The sequence below is a fragment of the Spirillospora sp. NPDC048819 genome (assembly GCF_040650055.1).
Taxonomy (GTDB): domain Bacteria; phylum Actinomycetota; class Actinomycetes; order Streptosporangiales; family Streptosporangiaceae; genus Spirillospora.
The window spans coordinates 1-21,658 of sequence record NZ_JBEZGN010000005.1; the positions used below are offsets into that span (position 1 = coordinate 1).

The 21,658-nt window shown below is 72.2% G+C and carries 18 protein-coding genes and 1 rRNA gene; 11 read left to right on the top strand and 8 right to left on the bottom strand.

The window, feature by feature from the left end:
* Positions 1 to 184 precede the first annotated feature (184 nt).
* A 5S ribosomal RNA gene (gene rrf / locus AB0C35_RS09440) occupies positions 185 to 301 on the top strand.
* A gap of 507 nt (positions 302 to 808) precedes the next feature.
* Entirely contained in the window at positions 809 to 1,015 is a 207-nt protein-coding gene (locus AB0C35_RS09445; protein ID WP_358452441.1) for a DUF397 domain-containing protein, read from the top strand.
* 783 nt (positions 1,016 to 1,798) lie between these two features.
* On the opposite strand, the gene AB0C35_RS09450 is transcribed toward AB0C35_RS09445, so the two are convergent.
* Positions 1,799 to 2,233, bottom strand: coding sequence for a DUF6069 family protein (locus AB0C35_RS09450; protein WP_358452443.1), 435 nt, complete (start codon positions 2,231 to 2,233; stop codon positions 1,799 to 1,801).
* Positions 2,234 to 2,347: 114 nt separating this feature from the next.
* On the opposite strand from AB0C35_RS09450, the gene AB0C35_RS09455 reads away from it, so the two are divergent.
* The gene (locus AB0C35_RS09455) at positions 2,348 to 2,818 is read left to right on the top strand and encodes a MarR family transcriptional regulator (RefSeq protein WP_358452445.1); all 471 of its coding nucleotides are present in this window, start codon (positions 2,348 to 2,350) and stop codon (positions 2,816 to 2,818) included.
* Positions 2,819 to 2,908: 90 nt separating this feature from the next.
* On the opposite strand, the gene AB0C35_RS09460 is transcribed toward AB0C35_RS09455, so the two are convergent.
* From AB0C35_RS09460 to AB0C35_RS09475, 4 genes are all read right to left on the bottom strand, one after another.
* Complete coding sequence (locus AB0C35_RS09460) at positions 2,909 to 4,561, bottom strand: DNA repair helicase XPB (RefSeq protein ID WP_358452447.1); 1,653 nt, start codon at positions 4,559 to 4,561, stop codon at positions 2,909 to 2,911.
* Between the two features lie 163 nt (positions 4,562 to 4,724).
* A complete protein-coding gene (locus AB0C35_RS09465) occupies positions 4,725 to 5,177 on the bottom strand; it encodes a DUF4190 domain-containing protein (RefSeq protein ID WP_358452449.1) in 453 nt (150 codons plus the stop codon).
* Positions 5,178 to 5,343: 166 nt separating this feature from the next.
* Positions 5,344 to 7,725 carry a helicase-associated domain-containing protein gene (locus tag AB0C35_RS09470; protein WP_358452451.1) on the bottom strand — a complete coding sequence of 794 codons (2,382 nt, stop codon included), beginning with the start codon at positions 7,723 to 7,725 and terminating at the stop codon, positions 5,344 to 5,346.
* Positions 7,726 to 7,890: 165 nt separating this feature from the next.
* Complete coding sequence (locus AB0C35_RS09475) at positions 7,891 to 8,508, bottom strand: TetR/AcrR family transcriptional regulator (protein ID WP_358452453.1); 618 nt, start codon at positions 8,506 to 8,508, stop codon at positions 7,891 to 7,893.
* 168 nt (positions 8,509 to 8,676) lie between these two features.
* Between AB0C35_RS09475 and AB0C35_RS09480 the strand changes: the two genes are divergently transcribed.
* Positions 8,677 to 9,159, top strand: coding sequence for a GNAT family N-acetyltransferase (locus AB0C35_RS09480; protein WP_358452455.1), 483 nt, complete (start codon positions 8,677 to 8,679; stop codon positions 9,157 to 9,159).
* Between the two features lie 24 nt (positions 9,160 to 9,183).
* On the opposite strand, the gene AB0C35_RS09485 is transcribed toward AB0C35_RS09480, so the two are convergent.
* Positions 9,184 to 9,606, bottom strand: coding sequence for a hypothetical protein (locus AB0C35_RS09485; protein WP_358452456.1), 423 nt, complete (start codon positions 9,604 to 9,606; stop codon positions 9,184 to 9,186).
* A gap of 313 nt (positions 9,607 to 9,919) precedes the next feature.
* On the opposite strand from AB0C35_RS09485, the gene AB0C35_RS09490 reads away from it, so the two are divergent.
* The gene (locus tag AB0C35_RS09490; RefSeq protein WP_358452458.1) at positions 9,920 to 10,564 is read left to right on the top strand and encodes an HAD hydrolase-like protein; all 645 of its coding nucleotides are present in this window, start codon (positions 9,920 to 9,922) and stop codon (positions 10,562 to 10,564) included.
* A gap of 162 nt (positions 10,565 to 10,726) precedes the next feature.
* Positions 10,727 to 11,122 (top strand): cold-shock protein, encoded by a 396-nt coding sequence (locus AB0C35_RS09495; protein ID WP_358452460.1) that lies wholly within the window; start codon positions 10,727 to 10,729, stop codon positions 11,120 to 11,122.
* A 68-nt stretch (positions 11,123 to 11,190) separates the two neighbouring features.
* On the opposite strand, the gene AB0C35_RS09500 is transcribed toward AB0C35_RS09495, so the two are convergent.
* A complete protein-coding gene (locus tag AB0C35_RS09500) occupies positions 11,191 to 12,663 on the bottom strand; it encodes an MFS transporter (protein ID WP_358452462.1) in 1,473 nt (490 codons plus the stop codon).
* 170 nt (positions 12,664 to 12,833) lie between these two features.
* Here AB0C35_RS09500 and AB0C35_RS09505 point away from each other — a divergent pair, with 170 nt between their 5' ends.
* Together AB0C35_RS09505 and AB0C35_RS09510 are read left to right on the top strand one after the other, a co-directional pair.
* Entirely contained in the window at positions 12,834 to 13,682 is an 849-nt protein-coding gene (locus tag AB0C35_RS09505) for a DUF3027 domain-containing protein (RefSeq protein WP_358452902.1), read from the top strand.
* A 35-nt stretch (positions 13,683 to 13,717) separates the two neighbouring features.
* Positions 13,718 to 16,747: a hypothetical protein gene (locus AB0C35_RS09510; protein WP_358452464.1), complete on the top strand. Its 3,030-nt coding sequence runs from the start codon at positions 13,718 to 13,720 to the stop codon at positions 16,745 to 16,747.
* Here AB0C35_RS09510 and AB0C35_RS09515 read toward each other — a convergent pair.
* Complete coding sequence (locus AB0C35_RS09515) at positions 16,744 to 17,118, bottom strand: DUF2530 domain-containing protein (protein WP_358452466.1); 375 nt, start codon at positions 17,116 to 17,118, stop codon at positions 16,744 to 16,746. The two genes, AB0C35_RS09510 and AB0C35_RS09515, sit on opposite strands and share 4 nt — an antisense overlap.
* A gap of 142 nt (positions 17,119 to 17,260) precedes the next feature.
* On the opposite strand from AB0C35_RS09515, the gene helR reads away from it, so the two are divergent.
* From helR to AB0C35_RS09530, 3 genes are all read left to right on the top strand, one after another.
* A complete protein-coding gene (gene helR / locus AB0C35_RS09520; protein WP_358452468.1) occupies positions 17,261 to 19,429 on the top strand; it encodes an RNA polymerase recycling motor ATPase HelR in 2,169 nt (722 codons plus the stop codon).
* 164 nt (positions 19,430 to 19,593) lie between these two features.
* Positions 19,594 to 20,064 carry a MarR family transcriptional regulator gene (locus AB0C35_RS09525; RefSeq protein WP_358452470.1) on the top strand — a complete coding sequence of 157 codons (471 nt, stop codon included), beginning with the start codon at positions 19,594 to 19,596 and terminating at the stop codon, positions 20,062 to 20,064.
* A gap of 274 nt (positions 20,065 to 20,338) precedes the next feature.
* Complete coding sequence (locus AB0C35_RS09530) at positions 20,339 to 21,601, top strand: MFS transporter (RefSeq protein WP_358452903.1); 1,263 nt, start codon at positions 20,339 to 20,341, stop codon at positions 21,599 to 21,601.
* Positions 21,602 to 21,658 lie beyond the last annotated feature (57 nt).

A 21,658-nucleotide genomic window follows, 5' to 3' on the forward strand; every position in this document is an offset into this window, starting at 1 on the left:
TAATAGGCCGAGTGGCTTGAACACACATGACGTTCAATCCGAATCGCTGCAAGTTGTGTTCGCGTCCCTGTGTGGTTCTCAGGAAACAACCTGGGCAATCCCGCGGTATTGATAAGTGTATTCCGAGCTGGCTGCTCGGGCGTTGACTTGCCCGCCCCCGGTTGTGGGGTGGTGCGTTGAGACGTTCGGTGGTTTTGGCGAGGGGGAAACACCCGGTCCCATCCCGAACCCGGAAGTTAAGCCCTTCAGCGCCGATGGTACTGCATGGGAGACTGTGTGGGAGAGTAGGACGCCGCCGGACTCATATTGCAGAAAGGGCCTCGCCGACACCGGCGGGGCCCTTTCTCATTTCACCGGCCGATGACCTGCCCGCCCGAATTGCGCTTCCATGCGCTTCGTCGGCGGATGCGTGTGCGTCCACGAGATGGACACCGTGTCCAGACGGCTGCCGGGTCGGTTGTGCCGTCCAGCTCGGGTGGATGCGGCCGTGGGCGGCCGCGCCGTCACCCCAGACGCGATTGGATGGCGTACGCGAAGAGGTCGTCTGCCCCGACGGGACGGAGACGGGCTGTGGCGCTGCGACCTCGACCGGCGGTTGGTGCTTCCGGCAAGGTGCTCGGCCGGGCCGGGCCAGGCCGGCCGCGATACAGGCCGCAGGTTCACCCACGGATGGTCCGGGCCCGACCGTTCGAAGCATTATCGGAATGAAGAGACACGCTGCCGGACGGGTTTCGAGCAACCGAAACGCACTCTTTTGAGTTAATGGTGTGAGCGGGGTAGGAGCCCCCCGATCTTAGGGAGGAGATGGATGGACCGTCCTGTTCTCAGTCGCGCCTCCTGGCGCAAGAGTTCTCGTAGCAATGGCGTGAGCAACTGCGTAGAGGTCGCTGGCCTGGGGACCGGCATCGGGATCCGGGACAGCAAGTCACCTGCCGGTCCGGTGCTGACCGTCACCGCCGCCGAATGGGTGAGGTTCGTGAACGTCGTCAAGGCCGGCGAACACGATCTCAACTGACTGCGACGGCCCCGGCGTCCTGACCCGCGCTACAGGACGCCGGGGTCACCTCTCCAGCGGATGCGGTGGTCCGGAGGTCTCGTGAACCGGGCGAGCACCGTCGGAAGGCCTTCGGGTCTCGCCTGCCAAAGGCTTGGGAGGGCCGCTCATGAGCCGTGGCCGGCGAGGACGGTGTGAACGTCCACTGATGCGGTTCGCATGGTCCGCTCGGCGAGGAAGTGGCGCCGGGTGCGAGGCGTGGCCGTCTGGGAAAGGCGCCGCCCGACGGCGGCCGGGCCTTCCTGTTTCGTGCGTTAGGGGCGGACCTTGGGGGAGCGCTCGCCGTCGAACTACTGCCAGTCGCCGAAGGCGATGTCGTGGAGCTGTTGGTCGGTGATGTGGGCGAGCGGGCCGTGCGGGTCGGCGGCCAGGCCGAACGGGACGTCGACACGGGCGACCTCGGAGTTCAACTTCTCCTTCGAGTTCTTCGAGCCGAAACAGCGGGAGATCGGTGCCGTACCGACACCCACATTGTCGGCGATCTCGCAGAGGCCGGAGCGTCCAGATCAGCGGTATGGGGGCGAGGCGTGATGTGTGGGTTGGCCGGGCTCTGTGCGCGCCAGGCAGGTAGGCCCCCGCCGGTATGGCGGGGGGGGGGAGGTGCGATGTGCGGTTTGGGTCGGGCTCTGCGCGGCGCCAGGCAGGTAGGGCACGGCGGGGGGCGGGGCGTGATGTGTGGTTTGGGTCGGGCTCTGTGTGCGCCGGGCAGGTAGGCCCCGCCGGGCACGGCGGGGCCTTCCTGCTTCACTGGCCGCCGACCGCCTCGGCGTCCTGGGCGGGCTTTTCGGCTTTTCGGCCGCGGGGTGAGGTCTGCCAGAAGAGCGGGATGAGGACGGCGGCGACGGTGAGGTGGGCGAGGGCCAGCACCGTCTTGGATCCGCCGGTCGCCTCGACGGCGGTGAGTGGAATGAAGGACAGGGCGAGGACGGCGGCCGCGACCACCGTCCAGATGCGGAGTGCATGGGGGGTCAGGCGTTCCAGGACGGCGAGCAACGCCCATCCGAGGAGCGAGGCGGTGAGGGAGAACACGATGAACTCGCCCGCGGCGAGGTTCGTGGCTTCCCGGCCCGGCTGTTCGACGACCAGTTCGTGCCCGAGCAGTGGATCCCCCAGCACCCATACCGCGAGGGGTGCCGCGACTGCGCCGGCCACAACGAGTGCTCGGCTCGGAACGTTCATCCGTACTCCTTGGGCGACTCGATGGTTGAGGTGCTCAACTTGTCGGGCAGTATAGGCAGACTTAGTTGGGATCCTCAATAATCGAGCTCATGAAGGAGCGCGTATGATCGGGGTATGAGCGAGGACCCTGATCCGGTTGTGGCCGACCTGGCCGACTCGGTCTTTCAGGTGGCGGGGCTGCTGCGTGCGAAGTTCGACGCGACGGCGGCTGAGCTGGGCCTGCCGCCCGCCCAGGCGATGGCCCTGGCGAACTTGAGCGCGCCGGCCCCCATGCGGGAGCTGGCCGACTGGCTGCGATGCGACGCCTCGAACGTGACCGGCATCGTGGACGGTCTGGAGCGCCGCGGCCTCGTCAGGCGGCAGCCCAACCCGGAGGACCGGCGGGTCAAGCATCTGGTCCTCACCGAGGAGGGCGAGCGGAAGCGTGCGCTGCTGCGTCAGGGCAGCCACGCGGATGCGGTCGCCCTCTTCGCGCTTCCTCGGAAGGACCTGCTCAAGCTCCGCGAGCTGCTCGGGCGCATCGCAGAAGCGGGCCTGGGCGCTCACGCCGCCCGTACCGTCCGTGACTCGGTCCCGGGCGCCTGAGCTACCGGACGCCCGCGGCGTGACGCCCCAGAGACACCGGGCGCGAGCACGGCTGTCCAACAAGTCCCCGGCGGGACCTCCGAACAGACCTTAGATCTCGTCGCCGGCGAGGACGGTGTCGGCGTCGACGATGCGGTAGGCGTAGCCCTGCTCGGCCAGGAAGCGCTGGCGATGGGCGGCGTAGTCCTGATCGAGGGTGTCGCGGGCGACGACGGCGTAGAAGCGGGCGCCATGGCCGGACGCCTTGGGCCGCAGCAGGCGGCCCAGACGCTGGGCCTCTTCTTGGCGGGAACCGAAGGCCCCCGATACCTGGACGGCGACGGACGCCTCCGGAAGGTCGATGGAGAAGTTCGCGACCTTGGATACGACCAGGACGTCTATCTCGCCGGCGCGGAACGCGTCGAAGAGGCGTTCCCGTTCGCGGACGCGGGTCTCGCCCTTGATGACGGGTGCGTCCAGAAGGGCGCCGAGTTCGTCGAGCTGGTCGATGTACTGGCCGATGACGAGGGTCGGCTCACCCCGGTGCCGGTCCACGAGCGCCTGGATGAGTTTGGTCTTGGTGTCGGTGGTGGCGCAGAAGCGGTAGCGCTCTTCGGGTTCGGCGGTCGCGTAGGCGAGGCGCTCGGAGTCGGTGAGGGTGACGCGGACCTCGACGCAGTCGGCGGGCGCGATCCAGCCCTGCGCCTCCATGTCCTTCCACGGCGCGTCGTAGCGCTTGGGGCCGATGAGGGAGAACACGTCCCCTTCGCGGCCGTCCTCGCGGACGAGGGTCGCGGTGAGGCCGAGGCGGCGGCGTGCCTGCAGGTCGGCGGTCATGCGGAAGATCGGTGCGGGCAGCAGGTGCACCTCGTCGTAGACGACCAGGCCCCAGTCGCGGGCGTCGAACAGTTCGAGGTGCGTGTAGGCGCCCTTACGGCGCGTCGTCATGATCTGATAGGTCGCGATCGTGACGGGGCGGATCTCCTTCTTCGTGCCGGTGTACTCGCCGATCTCGTCCTCGGTGAGGGTGGTGCGGCGGATGAGTTCCTGCTTCCACTGGTGCGCCGAGACGGTGTTGGTGACGAGGATCAGCGTGGTCGCCTCGGCGCGGGCCATGGCGGCGGCGCCGACGATGGTCTTGCCCGCACCGCAGGGGAGCACGACGACGCCGGAGCCGCCGTGCCAGAACGTGTCGGTGGCCTCCCGCTGGTAGGAGCGCAGTTCCCAGCCGTCCTCGACGAGGGAGATCGCGTGGGCCTCGCCGTCCACGTATCCGGCGAGGTCCTCGGCGGGCCAGCCGAGCTTGAGCAGCGCCTGCTTGAGCGCGCCGCGTTCGCTCGGGTGGACGGCGACGGCGTCCTCGCCGACCCGGTCGCCGATCATGCCCTTGATCTTCTTGGCCCGCAGCACCTCCTCCAGCACCGAATGGTCGGAGGACGACAGGACGAGCCCGTTCGCGGGGTCCTTCTCCAGCCGCAGCCGCCCGTACCGGGCCATGGTGTCGGCGACGTCCACCAGCAGGGCGTGCGGGACGGGATACCGGGAGAACCTGATCAGCGTGTCGACGACCTGCTCGGCGTCGTGGCCGGCGGCGCGGGCGTTCCACAGGGCGAGCGGCGTCACCCGGTAGGTGTGGACATGCTCGGGCGCCCGTTCGAGTTCGGCGAACGGGGCGATCTCCTTGCGGCAGGCGTCGGCCAGATCGTGGTCGACCTCCAGCAGCAGCGTCTTGTCGGACTGGACGATGAGCGGACCGTCGGTCAAAGCGAGAGCCCCCGTCGGGATTCGATGATCGGATGCCGGATTCGGCCTGGCACCGCCCGTGCACGTTACCCGAGGGACGCCGGCACGTCGTCCGTACGAACGGGACCAGGGGATCCAACACCGGATGCCGCCGGATTTATTGCGGTCCGCCCGGCGGGAACGGTCAGTACGTGGTCGATTGGTAGTCCTCGCTCATGATGATCACGATGACGTAGACGACCATGATGATGATCCCGAGGACGACCGACACGCCGAACAGCACCCAGCTCCAGATGGTCAGCTTCCGCGCGGACTCCGGGTCGGAGTCCACCCGGCCCATCGCGATCGCGGCGGTGATGACGCCGGGAATGGACAGGATGCCGCAGCACAGCAGCACCCCGATGATGTTGCAGACGAGGGCGGCGATGGTGTTGGCGTTGCTCTGGGGCCTCGTCGGGACTCCGGGAGGTCCGTAGCCGTAGCCGGGTTGCCCGCCCCCCGGCCCGTACGCGCCGCCGTACGGGTTGCCGCCGTAGGGGTCGCCGCTCCAGCCCTGCGAACCGCCGCCGTACGGGTCCTGCGAACCGCCGTACGGGTCCTGCCAGCCAGGCGGCGGGTTGCCTCCGTATCCGCTCACGGGCGGTCTCCTCTCGCCTGACTCGGTACCCCGCTACGACGCCTCCGACAGAACCAGGGTTCCTCGTCGTCCGCAACCGGCCGCACCTCCTCGCACCCCTTTGGGCGAAGGGAATCCGGTGCCGTCGGAGAGGCCTGGGCGGTGAAACGTGCGGCCCCGGAGAAGGTCAGGGGGCCGGGTCGTCGGTGAGTTCGGAGACGCCGGTGATGCGGTGGAGGGCGAAGCGGTGCACGGCGGCGCGGGTGGCGTCGTACCCGGTGAGGAAACCGCCCTCGACGCGGACGGGTTCCACGATGCGGCTGGACGCCTGGCCCTGCTGGTCGAGGTAGCCGATCCAGACGCGTCCGCCGCGTTCGACGGCCGCGCGGAGGCGGTCGATGGTGGCCATCGCGGGGGACCGGGGCGGTTCGCCGGACGGGGCGTCCGCCCGCAGCCGGGCCTGCTCGGCGCCGTGCGCGGACGCCTCGTCGCCGGCCCGCAGCGCGCGGACGGCGGCGGAGATCATCGAGGCGTCGGTGCGCTGCTCCGGCCGGAACCGGACGATCTCGGCGGTCGGCGGGGGCTCCGCGCGCTGTGCGTCGGGGCGGGTCACGATCACCCCGCCGCCGGGGGCCTCGGCGACGGGCGCGAGGCCCATCGCGCGCAGCCCGTCGAGCAGGTCGGCGCGCTGCAGCCCGGACGCGAGGACGGTCGGGGCGAGGCGGTACAGGCGCAGCGTGTCCGAGCGCCGGTCGGCGAGGATCTCGTCGAGCGTGGCCGGTGAATCGGTCCGGACGTAGGACGAGAGGGCGCCGACGCGCAGGTGACCGTGCCGGCGGGCGACGTCGTCGATCAGGTAGGTGAGCGGCTGCGGGAGCGGGGTCGCCGAATGCCTGGCCAGCAGGTCGGTGACGTCGGCGGCGGTCCGGCCGGCGTCCAGGGCGCGGCGGACCGACTCGGGGGTGAAGCGGTACACGGTGGCGGCGCCGGTGGACTCGACGTCGGCGGCGAGGGCGAGTTCGCGGGCGAGGTCGGTGACGAGCGGGCCGGGCGCGATCGCGGTCAGGTCGGCCTGGATGACGATCTCGTCGACCGGCGCGGGAAGGTGCTTCTCCAGGCGGGGTTCGGGGTCGTCGCCGGCGAGGAGGTCGCGGGCGAACGGGGCCAGCGCCCCGAATCCGGTGATCCCGAGGGCGGCGGCCTCGCGCAGCGTCCAGCCGAGGAGGCGGTCGCGGGCCGGTCCGCCGCGGCGCGGCCGCAGCCACGCGAGCCGGGCGCGGACGGCGTCCTCGGCGGCGGCGCCGCCTTCCGCGTCCGCGAGGATCTCCAGGGTCGCGCGGCGGGTGGCGGGTGCGCTGCTGCGCACCATGGCCTCGCTCAGCGCGTTGATGAGCCGGTCGCGGTCGTCGCGTTCCCCGGCGAGCCCGGCGGCCCGGTCGGACTTCAGCCAGCCGCGGGCGAGTTCCGTCCAGCGGCCGGCGGTGTCGCGCATGAGCCACAGGTCGTAGGCGGGGGTGGGCAGCCATTCGCCGTCCAGGTCGCCGCTGCGGGTCAGCAGCCCCGCCGCGTACGCGACCTCGACGAGCAGTGCCGCCTGCCATTCGGGGACGTCCAGGAGGACGGCGGCGGCGCGCAGGTCGCGGACGGCGAGGCCGCCGCTGCGCAGGACGGGCGGCGGTTCCAGCCCCCACCGCTCCAGCAGCTCCTCGATGAGCCGGACGGCGGCGGCCGCCTCGCCCGCCGCGGCCCGCACCACCACGTCCTCGCCGCGCGGTCCACGCGCCGCGGACGTGAGCGGGGGCGGTTCCGCCGGGACGTCCTGGAAGAGGCGCCCGCCGCGCAGGTGCAGCGCGACCTCGCGGGGGAGGGTGACGGTGCGGTCGTCCTCGGCGGCGAGGAGCCCGCGGGCGAGGAGCCGCTCGATGGGGGTGGCGGCGGTGTCGATCCGGACGGGACGGCGCGCGTCGGCGACGCGTCCGAACGGCGGGCCCCACGTGAGGGCGTCGAGGGCGGCGTGCGCCTCGGGCCCCGCGTCGCCGATGAGCGGGCCGGGGTCGCCCAGCAGGTCGGCGAGCCGCCGCAGGAGCCGCGCGGAGTCGGCGAACCCGCGCGGCGCCTCCCCCTCCAGGTCGGTGACCAGGTCGGTGAGCCGCTCGGCGGGGTACCCGGCGAAGACCTCCTGGACGGGGGGCCCGAGGCCCGCCGGGTGCGGCAGGCCCTGCCGGACGCCGGGCGCCGTGTTCAGCGTCCCGTTCCCGTTCCCCCACACCAGCCCGTACCGCCGAAGCGTTCCAAGCGCGTCGGCGACCTGGCCGGGGGCGGCGCCGATGGCGGCGGCGAGCGCGTCAGGCCCGGCCGGCGCCGGCAGGACGAGCAGGGCCTCCAGGACGGCGAGCGTGAAGCGGTCGAGCCGGTCGAGGGCGCGGGAGATCGCGGCGGGCGTCGCGGCGCGGGCGGCGAGGGCGTTCAGGTCGGCGGGGACGGGGGCGAGCAGCTCGGGACGCGCGGACAGCAGCGCACGAAGCTCATCGTCGTCGCGTGCGCGCAACCAGTCCGCATACGTTTCCATGCCGATCCCCAACTTGCCGATCCCCAACTTTAGGTGGCGTGCACGCCGCCTGTGCCGGCCCCCTCAGGGTAGGAGCCCGCACGGCCTGCCGGATCGGGAGGATCGGATCCGCGGACCGCCGCCGGAGGATCCTCCGTGGCTCACCGCGGCACCGGGTTCCGCGGGTCAGGGCGCGGGGGTGCGGTCCAGGTGCATCAGCCCGAGGCCGAGCCGTGCCCAGCTGTCCACGAACCGCTTCTCGTCGATGCGGGTCGGCGGTTCGTACATCGACTCGTTCGCGAGCCAGTAGTTCACGACGGCGCCGCCGAGGATGGAGGCGATGGCCGGCCAGTCCTCGTCGGACCCTTCGAACTCGGGCTGCGCGGAAAGCCAGGTGGAGATTCCGTCGTACAGCGGGTTGACGATGCCCTCGCGCATCTCGGCGACCAGGTGCGGGAACTGGTCGAGGTCGCGGAACAGCACCCGGATGAGGTCCTGCTCCTCGCGCATCTTCGCCAGCCCGGCATGGCACGTCATCCGCAGCCGCACCTCGAGCGGACGGTCCTCGAAGACGGTCGCCTGGTCCAGGACCTCGCTGATCTGCTGCCTGGTGCGGTCGATGTGCTCGCGGATGGCGGAGGCGAGCACCTCTTCCTTGGACCGGAAATGCCGGTAGAGACCGCCCGCGCCCGGCGACAGGCCGGCCGCGGCCTCGATCTCCGCGACCGAGGTCGCCGTGTAGCCGCGGTCGGCGAACAGCCGGAGCGACTCGGCAACGATCCGATCGCGCGTAGGTGTCGTCATGGTGATGAGTTCCTCCGCAAGAACAGTAAGGCATCTTCGACCTGCGCGACCCCCCGTCCTGCGCGGCACGCCCGAATTCGTGATCCCGCTCGCACCGGGCCGGGGGCGACTAGAGTTTCAGTTCTCCGCGCCCCATCGCCGGAAGGGGCCGTCGTCGGAGAGGTCGCGATGTTCATGTCTCCGCGGAAGGCGGCCGACGGGGCCTTCCTGCCCGAGGACTTCGTGGTGCCCACGCTGGTGGCCGGTCCCCGGTTCCAGATCCGCCCGATCACCGTCCACGACGTGGTCAAGGACTACGGCGCCGTGATCGGCAGCCTGGACCGGCTCGCCGGGCGGTTCGGGCCGGAGTGGGGATGGCCGGACCTCGAGTTCACCTTCGAGCAGGCCCTGATCGACGTCGCCTGGCTGCAGAAGGAGGGGCAGCTGCGGCGCTCGTTCAGCTACGTCGTGATCACACCGGACGGGGAGCGCCAGATCGGCCGCATCCACGTCGCGCCGTCGGACGAGCCCGGCGCGGACGCGGTCGTGGTGTTCTGGGTCCGCGCCGACGAGGAGAACTCCGCTCTGGAGAAGGAGCTGGAGGAGTTCGTCCGCGAGTGGGTGAAGACCGCTTGGCCGTTCGACGAGGTCCGCTTTCCCGGGCGCGATTAGCCCGACGTCAGTCTTAGCCCGACGTCAGTCAAGGCGGCGGATCAGGCCCGTCAGGATTCGGCCGATCACCAGGTAGACGAGGGCGGCGAGGCCGTAGTTGACGGCGACCCCGACCTTGCGGTCTTCGGGCTGGAAGATGTCCTTGAACTGCCAGGACAGGTCGGTGGCGCGGTCGCCGAACCAGCGGACGAGGTCGTTGGCCGTGTTGGCCTCGAACGCGACGAACACGATGTGCACGGCCAGGATCAGCACGATGACCGTGGTGATGACGGAGACCACGGTCGCGGCGATCGTGACGGCGCGGCGGCGGGCCGCGGCGGCGCCGGCGGCGAACGAACGCCGGGTCCGCGGCGCGCGGTGGTCGCCGCCCGGCTCGGTGCGGGTCATGGTGTGCTCACTCGTCCCGCCTGGGTCCTGGTCGAGCGGCCGGTCGGGGTTCCCTGCCATGTGCGGTCTCCTTCGCCGGGAGGGACTTCGCCGGGGGGTGGACGGCCCGGCTCCGTGGTGCTGATCGTCCTTTTCCTTCGGGTGGTTTGTTCGAGTCCCGCGTTTTCCCTGGTCAGATGGTTTGTGGCAGAGGGCTCGGGTATATCGCCAACACGGGCGGCCGTTCCCGGAGGATCGGGCACACCAGACCCGATCACAACAGAACGGTTCCCGCGCGAAAAGTTCCCGCGCTCTCCTACTCGGATCCCGTCGCATCGCCACTACCAGGAGAGCGCGGGTACTCGCGTGTGTCCAGCCCCTTACCCTGTGGGGCGTGCTTGACCTCGATCTCCCGAAATCTCCTGACTCCGCCCTCGCCGTCGGTTTCGATCTCGACCTGACCCTTGCCGACACCCGGGCCGGGATCGCCGCGGTGTACGCCGCCCTCGCCGCCGAGTCCGGCGTCCCGATCGACACCGACCTGGTCGTGCGGCGCATCGGCCCTCCGCTGGAGGAGGAGCTCGCGTACTGGTTCCCGGCCGGCGAGGTGCCCGCGATGGCGGCGCGCTACCGGGCCATGTACGCCGACATCGCGGTCCCGGCGACGGTCCTCATGCCCGGGGCGCTCGCCGCGCTGGACGCGGTGCGGGCCGGAAGCGGACGTGTGATCGTCGTCTCGGGCAAGAACCAGGCCGACACCGAGCGCACCGTCCGCTACCTCGGCCTTGAGGTGGACGTCGTGGTGGGCGGCCTGTTCGGCGCGGACAAGGGCGCCGCGCTGCGCGAGCACGGCGCCGGCGCCTACATCGGCGACCACACCGGCGACGTGGACGCCGCGCGGGCCGCGTCGGCGGTGGCCGTGGGCGTCGCGACCGGCGCGTTCGACTCGGCGGCCCTCACCGCCTACGGCGCGGACGTCGTCCTGCCCGACCTGCTGGCCTTCCCCGGCTGGATGAGGGCCTTCGCGGCGACCGCGTGACCCCGGCCGCGCCGATATCGGGATGCCCTTGCCGGACGTTCGAGATAGCGTCTTCGAACGGCCCCGCAGGCGTCGCGTAAGCCACCCCCGGTGTGTACACCGGCGCATGGCGAGGCACTAATCTTGGGGTCGATTCAGGACGATTACCGAACGAGGTCTCCGGTGCCGACTGGCAAGGTCAAGTGGTACGACGCCGACAAGGGTTTCGGCTTCCTCACGCGCGACGACGGCGGTGAGGTCTTCGTGCATTCGTCGGCGCTGCCGGGCGGGGTCACGACGCTGAAACCCGGCCAGCGCATCGAGTTCGGCGTGGTCGAGGGGCGCAGGGGCCAGCAGGCGCTCCAGGTCCGGGTGCTGGAGACGCTGCCGTCGGTCGAGAAGACCATCGCCAAGCAGCGGCGCAAGAAGCCGGACGAGATGGTCGTCATCACCGAGGACCTCATCAAGCTGCTGGACGACATCTCCAACACCTACCGGCGCGGCAAGCACCCGGCCCCCGCGGAGGCCAAGAAGATCGCGACCGTGCTGCGGGCGGTCGCCGACGACCTGGCCAACTGACGCCCGGCGCCCTGAGGTGCCCGACGTGCCGCGGGCGTCGCCGGTGAGCGGTGTGCCGCGGGCGGGGCTCAGGTGTGCATCTCCGGATGCGCGTCCTTGATCGTGTTCGTGCGGCGGGGGCGGCGGGCCCGGCGGCGGGTTCCGCGCTGCCGGCGCGACAGCAGCAGCCCCAGCGACACGGCGAGCGCAGCCGCGACGACCGCGAGCGCGACCTGCCCGTCCGCGACGATCGACATGCCGAGGCCGAGCAGCCCGCCGATCACCCAGACGAGCTGGTGCAGGGTCTCGGTGACCGCGAACGTGGACGAGCGCATCTCCTCGCCGATCTCCTGCTGCACCACCGCGTCCATGGACAGCTTCCCGAACACCTGCCCGAGCCCCGCCGCGGCCGCCACCGCCAGCGCAGCCCACAGCCCGAAGAACGCCGCCGCGGTGGCGGTGACGACGGTGACGGCCGCCAGCGTCGCCGAGACGATCCGGCGGGGCGCCCGCGCCTTCATCCAGACGCCGAGCGCCGTGCCGATCAGGCCGCCGGCCCCGGCGGACGCCGCCAGCAGGCCGAGCGCGACATGGTGGGACACCGGGTCGAACCGCTGCTGGCGGAGCAGGAACGCCAGATAGATGATCAGGAAGCCGGACAGCGCCCGCAGCACCGCGTTCGCCTGCATCGCCTCCGCCACGACCGGGCCGACCCGCGGCAGCGTCCGCCAGTGCGTCCCGCGAGCCGCGGCCGGTTTCGCCGCACCCGCCGGACCCGCCGCCGATTCCGGCTCCGGCCCGGCCTCCGCCCCGGCCTCCGCCTCGCGTTCCGGTGGCGGCGCGGCGTCGGGGACGTCCACCTGCCGCGGCAGCCGCATGGTGATCACGACGCCCAGCAGGAACACGACCGTGCCGAGCCGCAGCACCCAGCCGGCCCCGATGAGCACGGCGAGGCCCGCGGCGATCGGGGCGGTGACCGACGCGGCGACCAGCCCGGCGAACGAGCACCGCGCGTTCGCCGTCACCAGCGTGATCTCACCGGGCATGACCTGGGGCGTCACCGCCGCCCGCAGCACACCGAACGCCTTGGACAGCACGAGCACGCCGAACGCGGCGGGCAGGAAGGTGACCTGGTCGCCGTGCGGGAGGGCGCTCGCCATCCCCCAGCACAGCAGCGCGCGCATCACGAACGTGCTCGCCATCGCGTACCGGCGGACGTGCCGCGCCCGGTCGAGCGCCGGGCCGATCAGCGGCGCGACCAGCGCGAACGGCGCCATGGTGACGAGGAGGTAGAGGGCGACCTGGCCGCGCGCCTGGTTGACGTCCAGGCCGAAGAACAGCGTCCCGGCGAGGGCGACCGTGACCATCGCGTCGCCCGCGGAGTTGAACGCCGACGACTCGATCAGGCTGCCGAGCCCGCTGCGTCCCGCGCCCTGGGCGTGGGTGGCGCGCCGGGTCAGCCGGCCCGTTCGCAGCACCGCCGAACGTGCGCCGCGGAACGCCCGCGCCGTCCCGCCGGCGCCGGCGTGGACGGCCCGTCCGAACCGTGTCCGGTCCCCCATGCGCGCTGATCTCCCCCTGCGGTCATCCGGGCCGCCGGCCGAGGCGCGGCCCTCGCAGCGACTCCAACTGAGAGTACGTTCCCCGCCGGGATGCGGGCTCACCTCGCGGCCGGCGCCGGGTGCGTGCCCGGCCACGTCGTTTCATAGGCGAGAATCGACATGTGAGCCCAATGCGCCAGTCCAGCCCAGCGCGACCCGCCGCCGCGCACACCGCCTCCGGATCTGCCCGCCGGACCCGCACGCCCGCCGTGGACACCGCGTGCGCCGAGGCCGTCGACCTCGCCCGGGAGGCCGCGGAGGACACCGCCCGGCCCCAGCCGGTCGGTGAGCATCTCGGCCTGCGCGCCGAGGGCGACCGCCTGGTCACGCACTATTTCGCGTGCCTCGACCCCGCCTACACGGGGTGGCGCTGGTCGGTCACCGTGACGCGGGCCGCCCGCGCCAAGGTCGTGACCGTCAGCGAATGCGTCCTGCTGCCGGGGGACGACGCCATGCTCGCCCCGCCGTGGGTGCCGTGGCTGGAGCGGCTGCGTCCCGGCGACCTCGGCCCCGGCGACCTGCTGCCGACGGCGCCCGACGACGTCCGGCTCGCCCCGGGCTTCACGCAGGTCGAGGACTCCGCCGACTGGCAGGCGCAGTGGGAGCCCGGGCTCGGCCGCGTCCGGGTGCTGTCCCGGGAGGGCCGCGACGAGGCCGCGGCGCGCTGGTACGACGGCGTCGGAGGCCCCCGCGCCCCGATCGCCGCGTCCGCTCCCGCGCAGTGCTCCACCTGCGGGTTCTTCCTGGCGCTGGCCGGGGAGCTGCGGCAGGTCTTCGGGGTGTGCGCGAACGAGTACGCCCCCGACGACGGGCGCGTCGTGTCCGCCGACCACGGCTGCGGCGCGCATTCCGAGGCGGTTTCGCTGCCGGCCGTGTCCGAGCACAACCCGCCGGTGATCGACGAGCTCGACTACGAGATCGTTTCCACCGGCGGTGACGAGGACGCCGCCCTGGAGGACGAGGCCCTCGGTCACAGCTGACCAGATGACGGACGGCCCTTTGGGGGACAGGCTCGGTGGTTGAACGCCCGGTGGTCGACGGCTTCGCGGAAGACGGGGACCCGTTCGGCACGCGGGCGCTGCGCGCACGGGTGCTGCGCGCGTGGAGCGAGTCACCCGCCCGTTTCCGCGAGGACGCCAACACCGAGGAGGACTTCGCGCTCGGCGGCTACCGCGACCGCGTCGTGGTGGAGCTTGCGCAGAACGCCGCCGACGCCGCGCTGCGCGCCGGTGTCCCCGGTCGCCTCCGCCTGACCCTCCGCACGGACGGCGACGGCACGAAGCACGACGTCTCTGAACAGGGGGCGTTCCTGAGCGCGGCGAACGCGGGGGCGCCGCTGGACGCCGCGGGCGTGGAGGCGCTGTCCACGCTGCGGGCGTCGTCCAAGCGGGACGACACCGGCGCGACGGGACGGTTCGGGGTCGGGTTCGCCGCCGTCGTGGCCGTCAGCGACCGTCCCGCCATCGCGTCCCGCGCGGCGGGCGTGGCGTGGTCGCGCGAGCGGGCCCGGGAACTGGTGGAGGGCATCCCCGTGCTCGCGGACGAGCTGACGCGGCGCGGCGGGCACGTTCCGCTGTTGCGGTTGCCGTTCGCGCTGGACGAGGCGGAGGTGCCGGAGATCCCGGCGGGGTTCGACACGGTGGTGCGGTTGCCGTTGCGCGGGGACGCGGTCGAGTCCGTCCGGGGGCAGCTAGGGCAGGTCGGCGCGGCGCTGATGCTGGCCCTGCCGGCGCTGGAAGTCGTTGAGATCGACGTCGACGGGGACGTCCGCGAGCTGAACGCCGAGCACCGCGCGTCAGGCGAAGTGGTCATCAACGGGGGAGTGTGGCGGACGGCCGAAGCACACGGGGAAACCCCGGTGGCGCTACTGGAAGACCGTCCCGTGGAGGAACGGGCACGGCCGTTCTGGCAGGTCCGTTGGGCCCTGCCAGAGGACGGTCTGCCGGAGGGCATGCCGAGTGTCGTGCATGCGCCCACGCCCAGTGACGAACGGCTGGATCTGCCGGCGCTGCTCATCGCGTCGTTTCCGCTCGCGCCCGATAGGCGGCACGTCGCGCCCGGGCCACTGACCGACTTCCTCGTGAATCGGGTCGCCGAGACCTACATCCGGTTGCTGAGCGGCCTTCCGACCTCACCACGAGTCCTCGGGTTCGTGCCGGGGCCGGTCGGCGCCGGGGAACTGGACGCCAAGATCCGGCGCGGCATCCGGGAGCGCCTTCCCGAGGCGCCGCTGCTACCCCACCGCACCCGCGGACGCGACGCGATCGCGGTGGACGCGCCGGCCCCGTTCATCAAGGTCCTCGGCGGCGGTGGGGGTGCGGTCGTCGTTGGGTTGCTTCCTCCGGAGTGGCCCGCGCGGAGTGCGGCGCTGGCCGCGCTCGGGGTCCGGCGGGTCGAGCTGGCCGACCTGATCGATGAGCTGGCCGCTATGGACCGGGAACCGGCGTGGTGGCACAGGATGTACGGGACGCTCGTCGAGGCCGCCACAGACGCTCTGGGGGCCCTCCCGGTGCCGCTGGCGGGAGACGCCGGGCGGATCGTACGGGGTCCGCGGGGCCTGCTGATCGCGGACGGGGTCGATCCCGGGCGCCTGGACGCGCTGGGGCTGCGGTTCGTCCACCCCGACGCGGTGCATCCGCTGCTGACCCGGCTCGGTGCGGTCGAGGCGGGGCCGCGCACCGTCCTCGCCGACGCCGCCGTGAGGGCGGCCGTGGGGGAGTCGTTCGAGTCCGACGACCCCGATGCGGTCGCCGAGGCCGTCCTGGAGCTGGTCGCGGCCGCGCGGCTCGATCCCGGTGAGGAGCCCTGGCTGGCCGAGCTGGCCCTGCCCGGCAACGACGGGGAGCTTTACCCGGCAGGCGAGCTGCTTCTGCCGGAGAGCCCGCTACGCGACCTCATGGCCGAGGACGCGCCGTTCGGCGTGGTCGACGGCGAGATCCTGGAGCGGTGGGGCGCGGAAACCCTCGCGGCCGTCGGCGTCCTGGACGGGTTCGCCCTCGCCAGGGAGGAGGACGTCAACCTCACAGGGCTCGCCGATGAAGCGGAGACCCTCGAACTCGACGACGAGGACCTGTGGGCGGACGACGTCCTGCGGCGGATCGGCCCGCAGGACCTTCCGCCCCTCGTGCCGGAGTTCCTCGCCGTCCGAGACCTCGAACTGGTCGACGACTGGTCCGCGGCGTTGCGCGTCCTTGCCGGGGCGCCGTGGCGGGCCGCGATCGTCGACCCCGCGCACGTGACCTTGCACAACGGGCGCCGCGTTGCCGTCCCGTCCTACACGGCGTGGTGGCTGAGCCGCCGGCGCGTCCTGGACGGACGTAGACCCGGTGAGTTCCGGCTAGGCGGGGACGAGTCCCTCACCGGGCTGTACGACGTCGCGCCAGAAGGGCTGGACGAGCGGCTCCTGCTCGCCCTGGGCGTTCGTACATCGCTGGTGGATCTGCTCGACGAGCCCGGTGGCGCCCAAGAGCTGCTCGATCGCCTCGGTGACCCGGGACGGTCCGTCACACGGGTCCAGCTGGGCGGGCTCTGGACGGCACTGGCCGACGCGCCCGAGGCCGCTGTCGAACCACCCGACCATGTGCGGGCGGTCGTGGACGGCCGGACCGAGGTCGTGGACGCCGCCGACGCCCTCGTCCTGGACGGACCGGACGTCCTGCCGCTCCTCCAGGGACAGCCGCTCGTCATCGCCGCGCAGGGGCGGGACACGCGCCTCTCTGAACTTCTCGACTTGCCGCTGGCCGGCGACGAGGTCCCGGGCGTCGTCCAGTCGGAGGGGGAGAAACGTTCCGTGCCGGAAGCGGTCGGTGCCGTCCTGCCCGGCGCGCCCGCCCACTACCTCGCGCACGAACGGCTGATCGTGGACGGCCAGGACGTCCCATGGTGGACGAGAGACGGCGAGATCCACGCGAGCGGGGCCGGCGGGCTCGCCCGGGCACTCGCGTGGGCCACGGGGGACTGGGCCGGACGGCTCATGGCCGAGGCCGTCCTGCGCGACCCCGAGGCCCTGCCGCTCCTCCTGGCCGAAGCCGACCTGGAACCCTAGTCGGCCGTCTCCCGCTCGGAAGTGCCCTCCCGCTCAGACGCGCCCTTCTGCACGGACGCGCCCTCCTGTGCAGACGTGTCCTCCTGCGCAGACGCGCCCTCCGCCTCTGACGAAGCCTCACGCTCACGTTTCGCGGCGCGGGCGGCCTCCTGGCGGGCGCGACCGCGCTGGAGCCTGGGGACGTACCAGACCGCGAACAGGCCGATCGCGATGCCCGCGACGCACACCCACAACCACCAGCGGTCCTCGGACGGCAGCCCGACGAGGAGCAGAACCACGAGCGCCACCGCCCAGGCGGCCGTGCCCGTGGCCGCGATACGTACGTCGTTGGTAGGCATCGGCGGCGGATCCGGGCGGCGTGGTCGGGTCATGTGGCCAGGCTACGCGGCGGGGCGTGAAGGAGAGAGCTAGAGGAAGGAGGGAGGGGAGGGATGCACACTCCTCTCCACTCTCAATGTATAGCGCACCCCTGGGCTTGCGGCAAGACCCCGGCCGTGCCGCACAATCGTCGACGTGAATCCCTTGACCACCAGCGCGTTCGACCTTCCCGACCACCTCGCTCCCAAGGCCGACCCGGCGCTGATCGCCGGTGACGAGCGGCACTTCGCGGCGATCGCGGAGAGCCTTGAGCAGTCGATCGCCGACCTGTCCGACCGCCTCGACGCCGAGCGCATGGCGCCCGCCGGCACCGGCCAGAAGGCGTTGGAGCGGGACATGGAGATCCACCGGCTGACCACCCGGCTCCGCACGCTGCGCCGCTTCGGCCTGGACCTGTGCCTCGGGCACATCGTGCGCGAGGGCGACTCCGAGCCCGTGTACGTCGGGCGACTCGGCCTCAAGGACGGCGCCGGCCGTAGGCTGCTGGTCGACTGGCGCTCCCCGGCGGCCGAGCCGTTCTTCGGAGCGACCCACGCCAATCCCATGGGCCTGGCGAGCCGCCGCCGGTATCGCTGGACCCGCGGCCGCGTCAGCGACTACTGGGACGAGGTGTTCACCTCGGACGGCTTCGAAGGGCACGCCGCGCTCGACGACCAGTCGGCCTTCATCGCCAGCCTGGGCGGCAGCCGGTCGCCGCGGATGCGCGACGTGCTCGGCACCATCCAGGCCGACCAGGACGCCATCATCCGCGCGGGATCCCGGGGCGCTCTCGTCGTCGACGGCGGTCCGGGCACCGGGAAGACCGTCGTGGCCCTGCACCGCTCCGCCTACCTCCTCTACTCCGACCCCCGCCTCGGTCACCGCCGGGGCGGCGTGCTGTTCGTCGGTCCGCACCAGCCCTATCTGGCCTACGTCGCCGACGTCCTCCCGAGCCTCGGAGAGGAGGGTGTGCAGACCTGCACCCTGCGGGACCTCGTCGCCGAGGGAGCCGCAGCGGCGGACGAGAGCGACCCGGACGTCGCCCGTCTGAAGTCGTCCGCGGACCTGGTGAAGGCGATCGAGCCGGCCGTCAGGTTCTACGAGAATCCGCCCACCGAGGGGATGACGGTCACGACCGACTGGTCCGACATCTGGCTGAGCCCCCACGACTGGGCCGAGGCCTTCCAGGCACGAGACCCCGGTACCCCGCACAACGAGGCGCGCGACCAGATCTGGGAGGAACTGGTCACGATCCTGATGGACAAGTACGACGGCGACGCGCCGGAGGCCCTGCTCCGCCGGTCTCTGCAGCAGGACAGGGAACTGCTCACGGCCTTCAACCGCGCGTGGCCGCTGATCGAGGCGTCCGACCTCGTCGGGGACCTGTGGTCGGTACCCGCCTACCTGCGGTTGTGCGCTCCGTGGCTCAGCCCCGACGAGATTCGCAAATTGCAGCGCGAGGACGCCCAGGCATGGACGGTGTCCGACCTGCCGCTCCTGGACGCGGCGCGGCAGCGCCTCGGCGACCCGGAGGCGACCCGCCGCAGGCGCCGCCAGGAGGCCGCTCTCGCCGCCCAACGCGAGCACATGGCCCAGGTCGTCGACAACCTGATCGAGGCGGCGGCGGCCTCCGGCGCCGACGGCGACGACGGCGAAGGGCTGGTGGTGATGCTGCGCGGACAGGACGCACAGGTCAGCCTGGTCGACGAGACCGCGCTTCCCAGCACCGACCCTGATCTGCTCGCCGGCCCGTTCGCGCACATCGTCGTGGACGAGGCGCAGGAACTGACCGACGCGGAGTGGCAGATGCTGCTGCTGCGCTGCCCGTCCCGGAGCTTCACCATCGTCGGGGACCGCGCCCAGGCCAGGCACGGGTTCACCGAGTCGTGGCAGGAGCGGCTCAAGCGGATCGGGTTGGACCGGATCGACCTGGCCTCCCTGAGCATCAACTACCGGACGCCGGAGGAGGTCATGGCGGAGGCCGAGCCGGTCATCCGGGCCGTGCTCCCGGACGCCAACGTGCCGACCTCCATCCGCAGCGGCGGTGTTCCCGTCGTCCACGGGTCCGCCGCGGATCTGGGCTCGGTCCTCGACGCCTGGCTCGCCGAGAACGCCGACGGGGTCGCCTGCGTCATCGGCGATCCCGCGTTCCGGGGGACGTCCCGCGTCCGCTCGCTGACCCCGGAGCTGGCGAAGGGGCTCGAGTTCGACCTGGTCGTCCTCGTCGACCCGGAGGCGTTCGGGGAGGGCATCGAGGGAGCGGTCGACCGTTATGTCGCGATGACCCGGGCGACCCAGCGGCTCGTCGTCCTCACGAGTTCCTGAGATCCTCACAAGCTCCTGATTACGGCGGTCTCCGGGCGGTTCGGTAAGTTCTTCCATCGGCGTGCGGGCACCGGGTCCTCCGGGGGCGGCGGCCGCGAGGCCGGCGTCCCCGGCGGTGCCGGGACGCGGCGTGGCAGCATGGGCAGCACGGGAGACCATTGACGATGACAACGCCACCGACCGGCGGACGCGCGTCGTCCACGCCGGCGCTCGCCGAAGAGCTGCGCATCTCGATCGCGCGGCTCTCGCGCAGGCTGCGCACGCTGCGCCCCACGCCCGGCGGCGACGGCGCCCGCGGTCCGCTGTCGCTCACCCAGTTCGCCGCGCTCGCCGCGATCGAGCGGCACGGGTCGATGACGCCGCGTGAGCTGGCCGACCACGAGAAGGTGCAGCCGCCGTCGATGACCCGCGTGATCGCCCATCTGGAGGAGCGGGGGCTCGTCGCGCGCCGTCCCCATCCGACGGACGGGCGGCAGGTGGTGCTGAACGCGACCGAGGAGGGCAGCGCGCTGCTGGCCGACGAGCGGCGCCGCAAGGAGGCGTGGCTGGCCAAGCGGCTCGGCGAGCTGACCGACGAGGAGCGGGAGGTCCTCCGGCTGGCCGCCCCGATCATCGACGAGCTCAGCCGCTCCTGACCCCGGCGCCGCACCGGCCGCGCCGTTCGACGGCCGCGCAGGACGGGTGGCGGGTGCGCGGTTTGCCGGAATGGCGATCGGGCAATTATCGTTAGCAGTGTTAATGACTCCCGCTAACGATGGACACGGCGAGCCCGGGGGGAACGCGATGCGCGGCGCCCGCGGGCGGGCGGTGTTGGACCCCGACAGGGACCCCGGAGCGGACCCCGGCACGGGCGACGACCCGGAAGATCCCGGCGAACAGGACGCGGACGAAGAGCCGCGGTCCGGAGGCATGTTCCGTTCCCTGCGCAACCGCAACTACCGGTTGTTCGCCGCGGGCCAGGTCGTCTCCAACACCGGGACGTGGATGCAGCGCGTCGCGCAGGACTGGCTCGTCCTCGAACTCGCGCACGGCAGCGGCGTCGCGCTCGGCATCACCACCGGGCTGCAGTTCCTGCCGATGCTGCTGTTCGGGCTGTGGGGCGGCGTCATCGCCGACCGCTACCCCAAGCGCCGCGTCCTGGTGCTCACGCAGGTGTCGATGGGCGTGCTCGCGCTCGTCCTCGGCCTGCTCGCGGTGACCGGCACGGCGCAGGTGTGGCACGTGTACGTGCTGGCGTTCGGGCTCGGGCTCGCCACCGTCGTCGACAACCCGACCCGCCAGTCGTTCGTCGTCGAGATGGTCGGCAGGCGCGACCTGCCGAACGCGATCGCGCTGAACAGCGCCACCTTCAACGGCGCCCGCCTGCTCGGCCCCGCCGTCGCGGGGGTGCTGATCGCGGCGATCGGCACCGGGCCGGTGTTCCTGGTGAACGCGGCGTCGTTCGGCGCCGTCCTGTTCGGCCTCTACGCGATGCGGTCCGGCGAGCTGTACCCGGCGGCCCCGGTGAAGCGCGCCAAGGGGCAGCTCCGCGAGGGCCTGCGTTACGTGCGCGGACGCCGCGACCTCAGACTGGTCCTGATCTTCATCGGGTTCATCGCCATGTTCGGGATGAACTTCTCCACCACGGTGGCGCTGATCGCCAAGGAGGTCTTCAACACCGGCGCGTCGGCGTTCGGCCTCGCCTCCAGCATGCTCGCGCTCGGCGCGCTCAGCGGCGCGCTGCTGGCCGCGCGGCGGGTGGCCAGGCCGCGGCTGCGGCTGCTGGTGGGGATGGGCGTGCTGTTCGGCGCGCTGGAGGTCGTCACCGGGCTGATGCCGACGTACTGGTCGTTCCTGGTGCTGCTCGTCCCGACCGGCATCGTGATGATGACGATCATGACGGCGGCCAACACGACCCTCCAGCTCAGCGTCGCGCCCGAGATGCGGGGCCGGGTGATGGGCCTCTACATGTTCGTGTTCCTCGGGACGAACCCGGTGGGGGCGCCCACGATCGGCTGGCTGGCCGAGCATTTCGGCGCCCGGACGGCCCTCGTCCTGGGCGGCCTGATCTCCGCCCTCGCCGCCCTCGGCGTCGGCGTGCTGGCCGCGCGCGGGTCGATCCGCCCGGCGCTCGCCCGGATCCGGCCCCGCCGCCGCATACGCCGCCGGATACGCCGCACCGCCGAAAGGTGACCGGACCCCGCCGGGCCGCCACCGGAAGGGCGGCGCGGCGCCGATCGGCGTGACAAC

Coding starts and splice junctions, on each gene's coding strand:
- AB0C35_RS09445 (WP_358452441.1), top strand. CDS start 809: ATGGACCGTCCTGTTCTCAGTCGCGCCTCCTGGCGCAAGAGTTCTCGT.
- AB0C35_RS09450 (WP_358452443.1), bottom strand. CDS start 2,233: ATGAACGTTCCGAGCCGAGCACTCGTTGTGGCCGGCGCAGTCGCGGCA.
- AB0C35_RS09455 (WP_358452445.1), top strand. CDS start 2,348: ATGAGCGAGGACCCTGATCCGGTTGTGGCCGACCTGGCCGACTCGGTC.
- AB0C35_RS09470 (WP_358452451.1), bottom strand. CDS start 7,725: ATGGAAACGTATGCGGACTGGTTGCGCGCACGCGACGACGATGAGCTT.
- AB0C35_RS09475 (WP_358452453.1), bottom strand. CDS start 8,508: ATGACGACACCTACGCGCGATCGGATCGTTGCCGAGTCGCTCCGGCTG.
- AB0C35_RS09480 (WP_358452455.1), top strand. CDS start 8,677: ATGTTCATGTCTCCGCGGAAGGCGGCCGACGGGGCCTTCCTGCCCGAG.
- AB0C35_RS09485 (WP_358452456.1), bottom strand. CDS start 9,606: ATGGCAGGGAACCCCGACCGGCCGCTCGACCAGGACCCAGGCGGGACG.
- AB0C35_RS09500 (WP_358452462.1), bottom strand. CDS start 12,663: ATGGGGGACCGGACACGGTTCGGACGGGCCGTCCACGCCGGCGCCGGC.
- AB0C35_RS09505 (WP_358452902.1), top strand. CDS start 12,834: ATGCGCCAGTCCAGCCCAGCGCGACCCGCCGCCGCGCACACCGCCTCC.
- AB0C35_RS09515 (WP_358452466.1), bottom strand. CDS start 17,118: ATGACCCGACCACGCCGCCCGGATCCGCCGCCGATGCCTACCAACGAC.
- AB0C35_RS09525 (WP_358452470.1), top strand. CDS start 19,594: ATGACAACGCCACCGACCGGCGGACGCGCGTCGTCCACGCCGGCGCTC.
- AB0C35_RS09530 (WP_358452903.1), top strand. CDS start 20,339: ATGTTCCGTTCCCTGCGCAACCGCAACTACCGGTTGTTCGCCGCGGGC.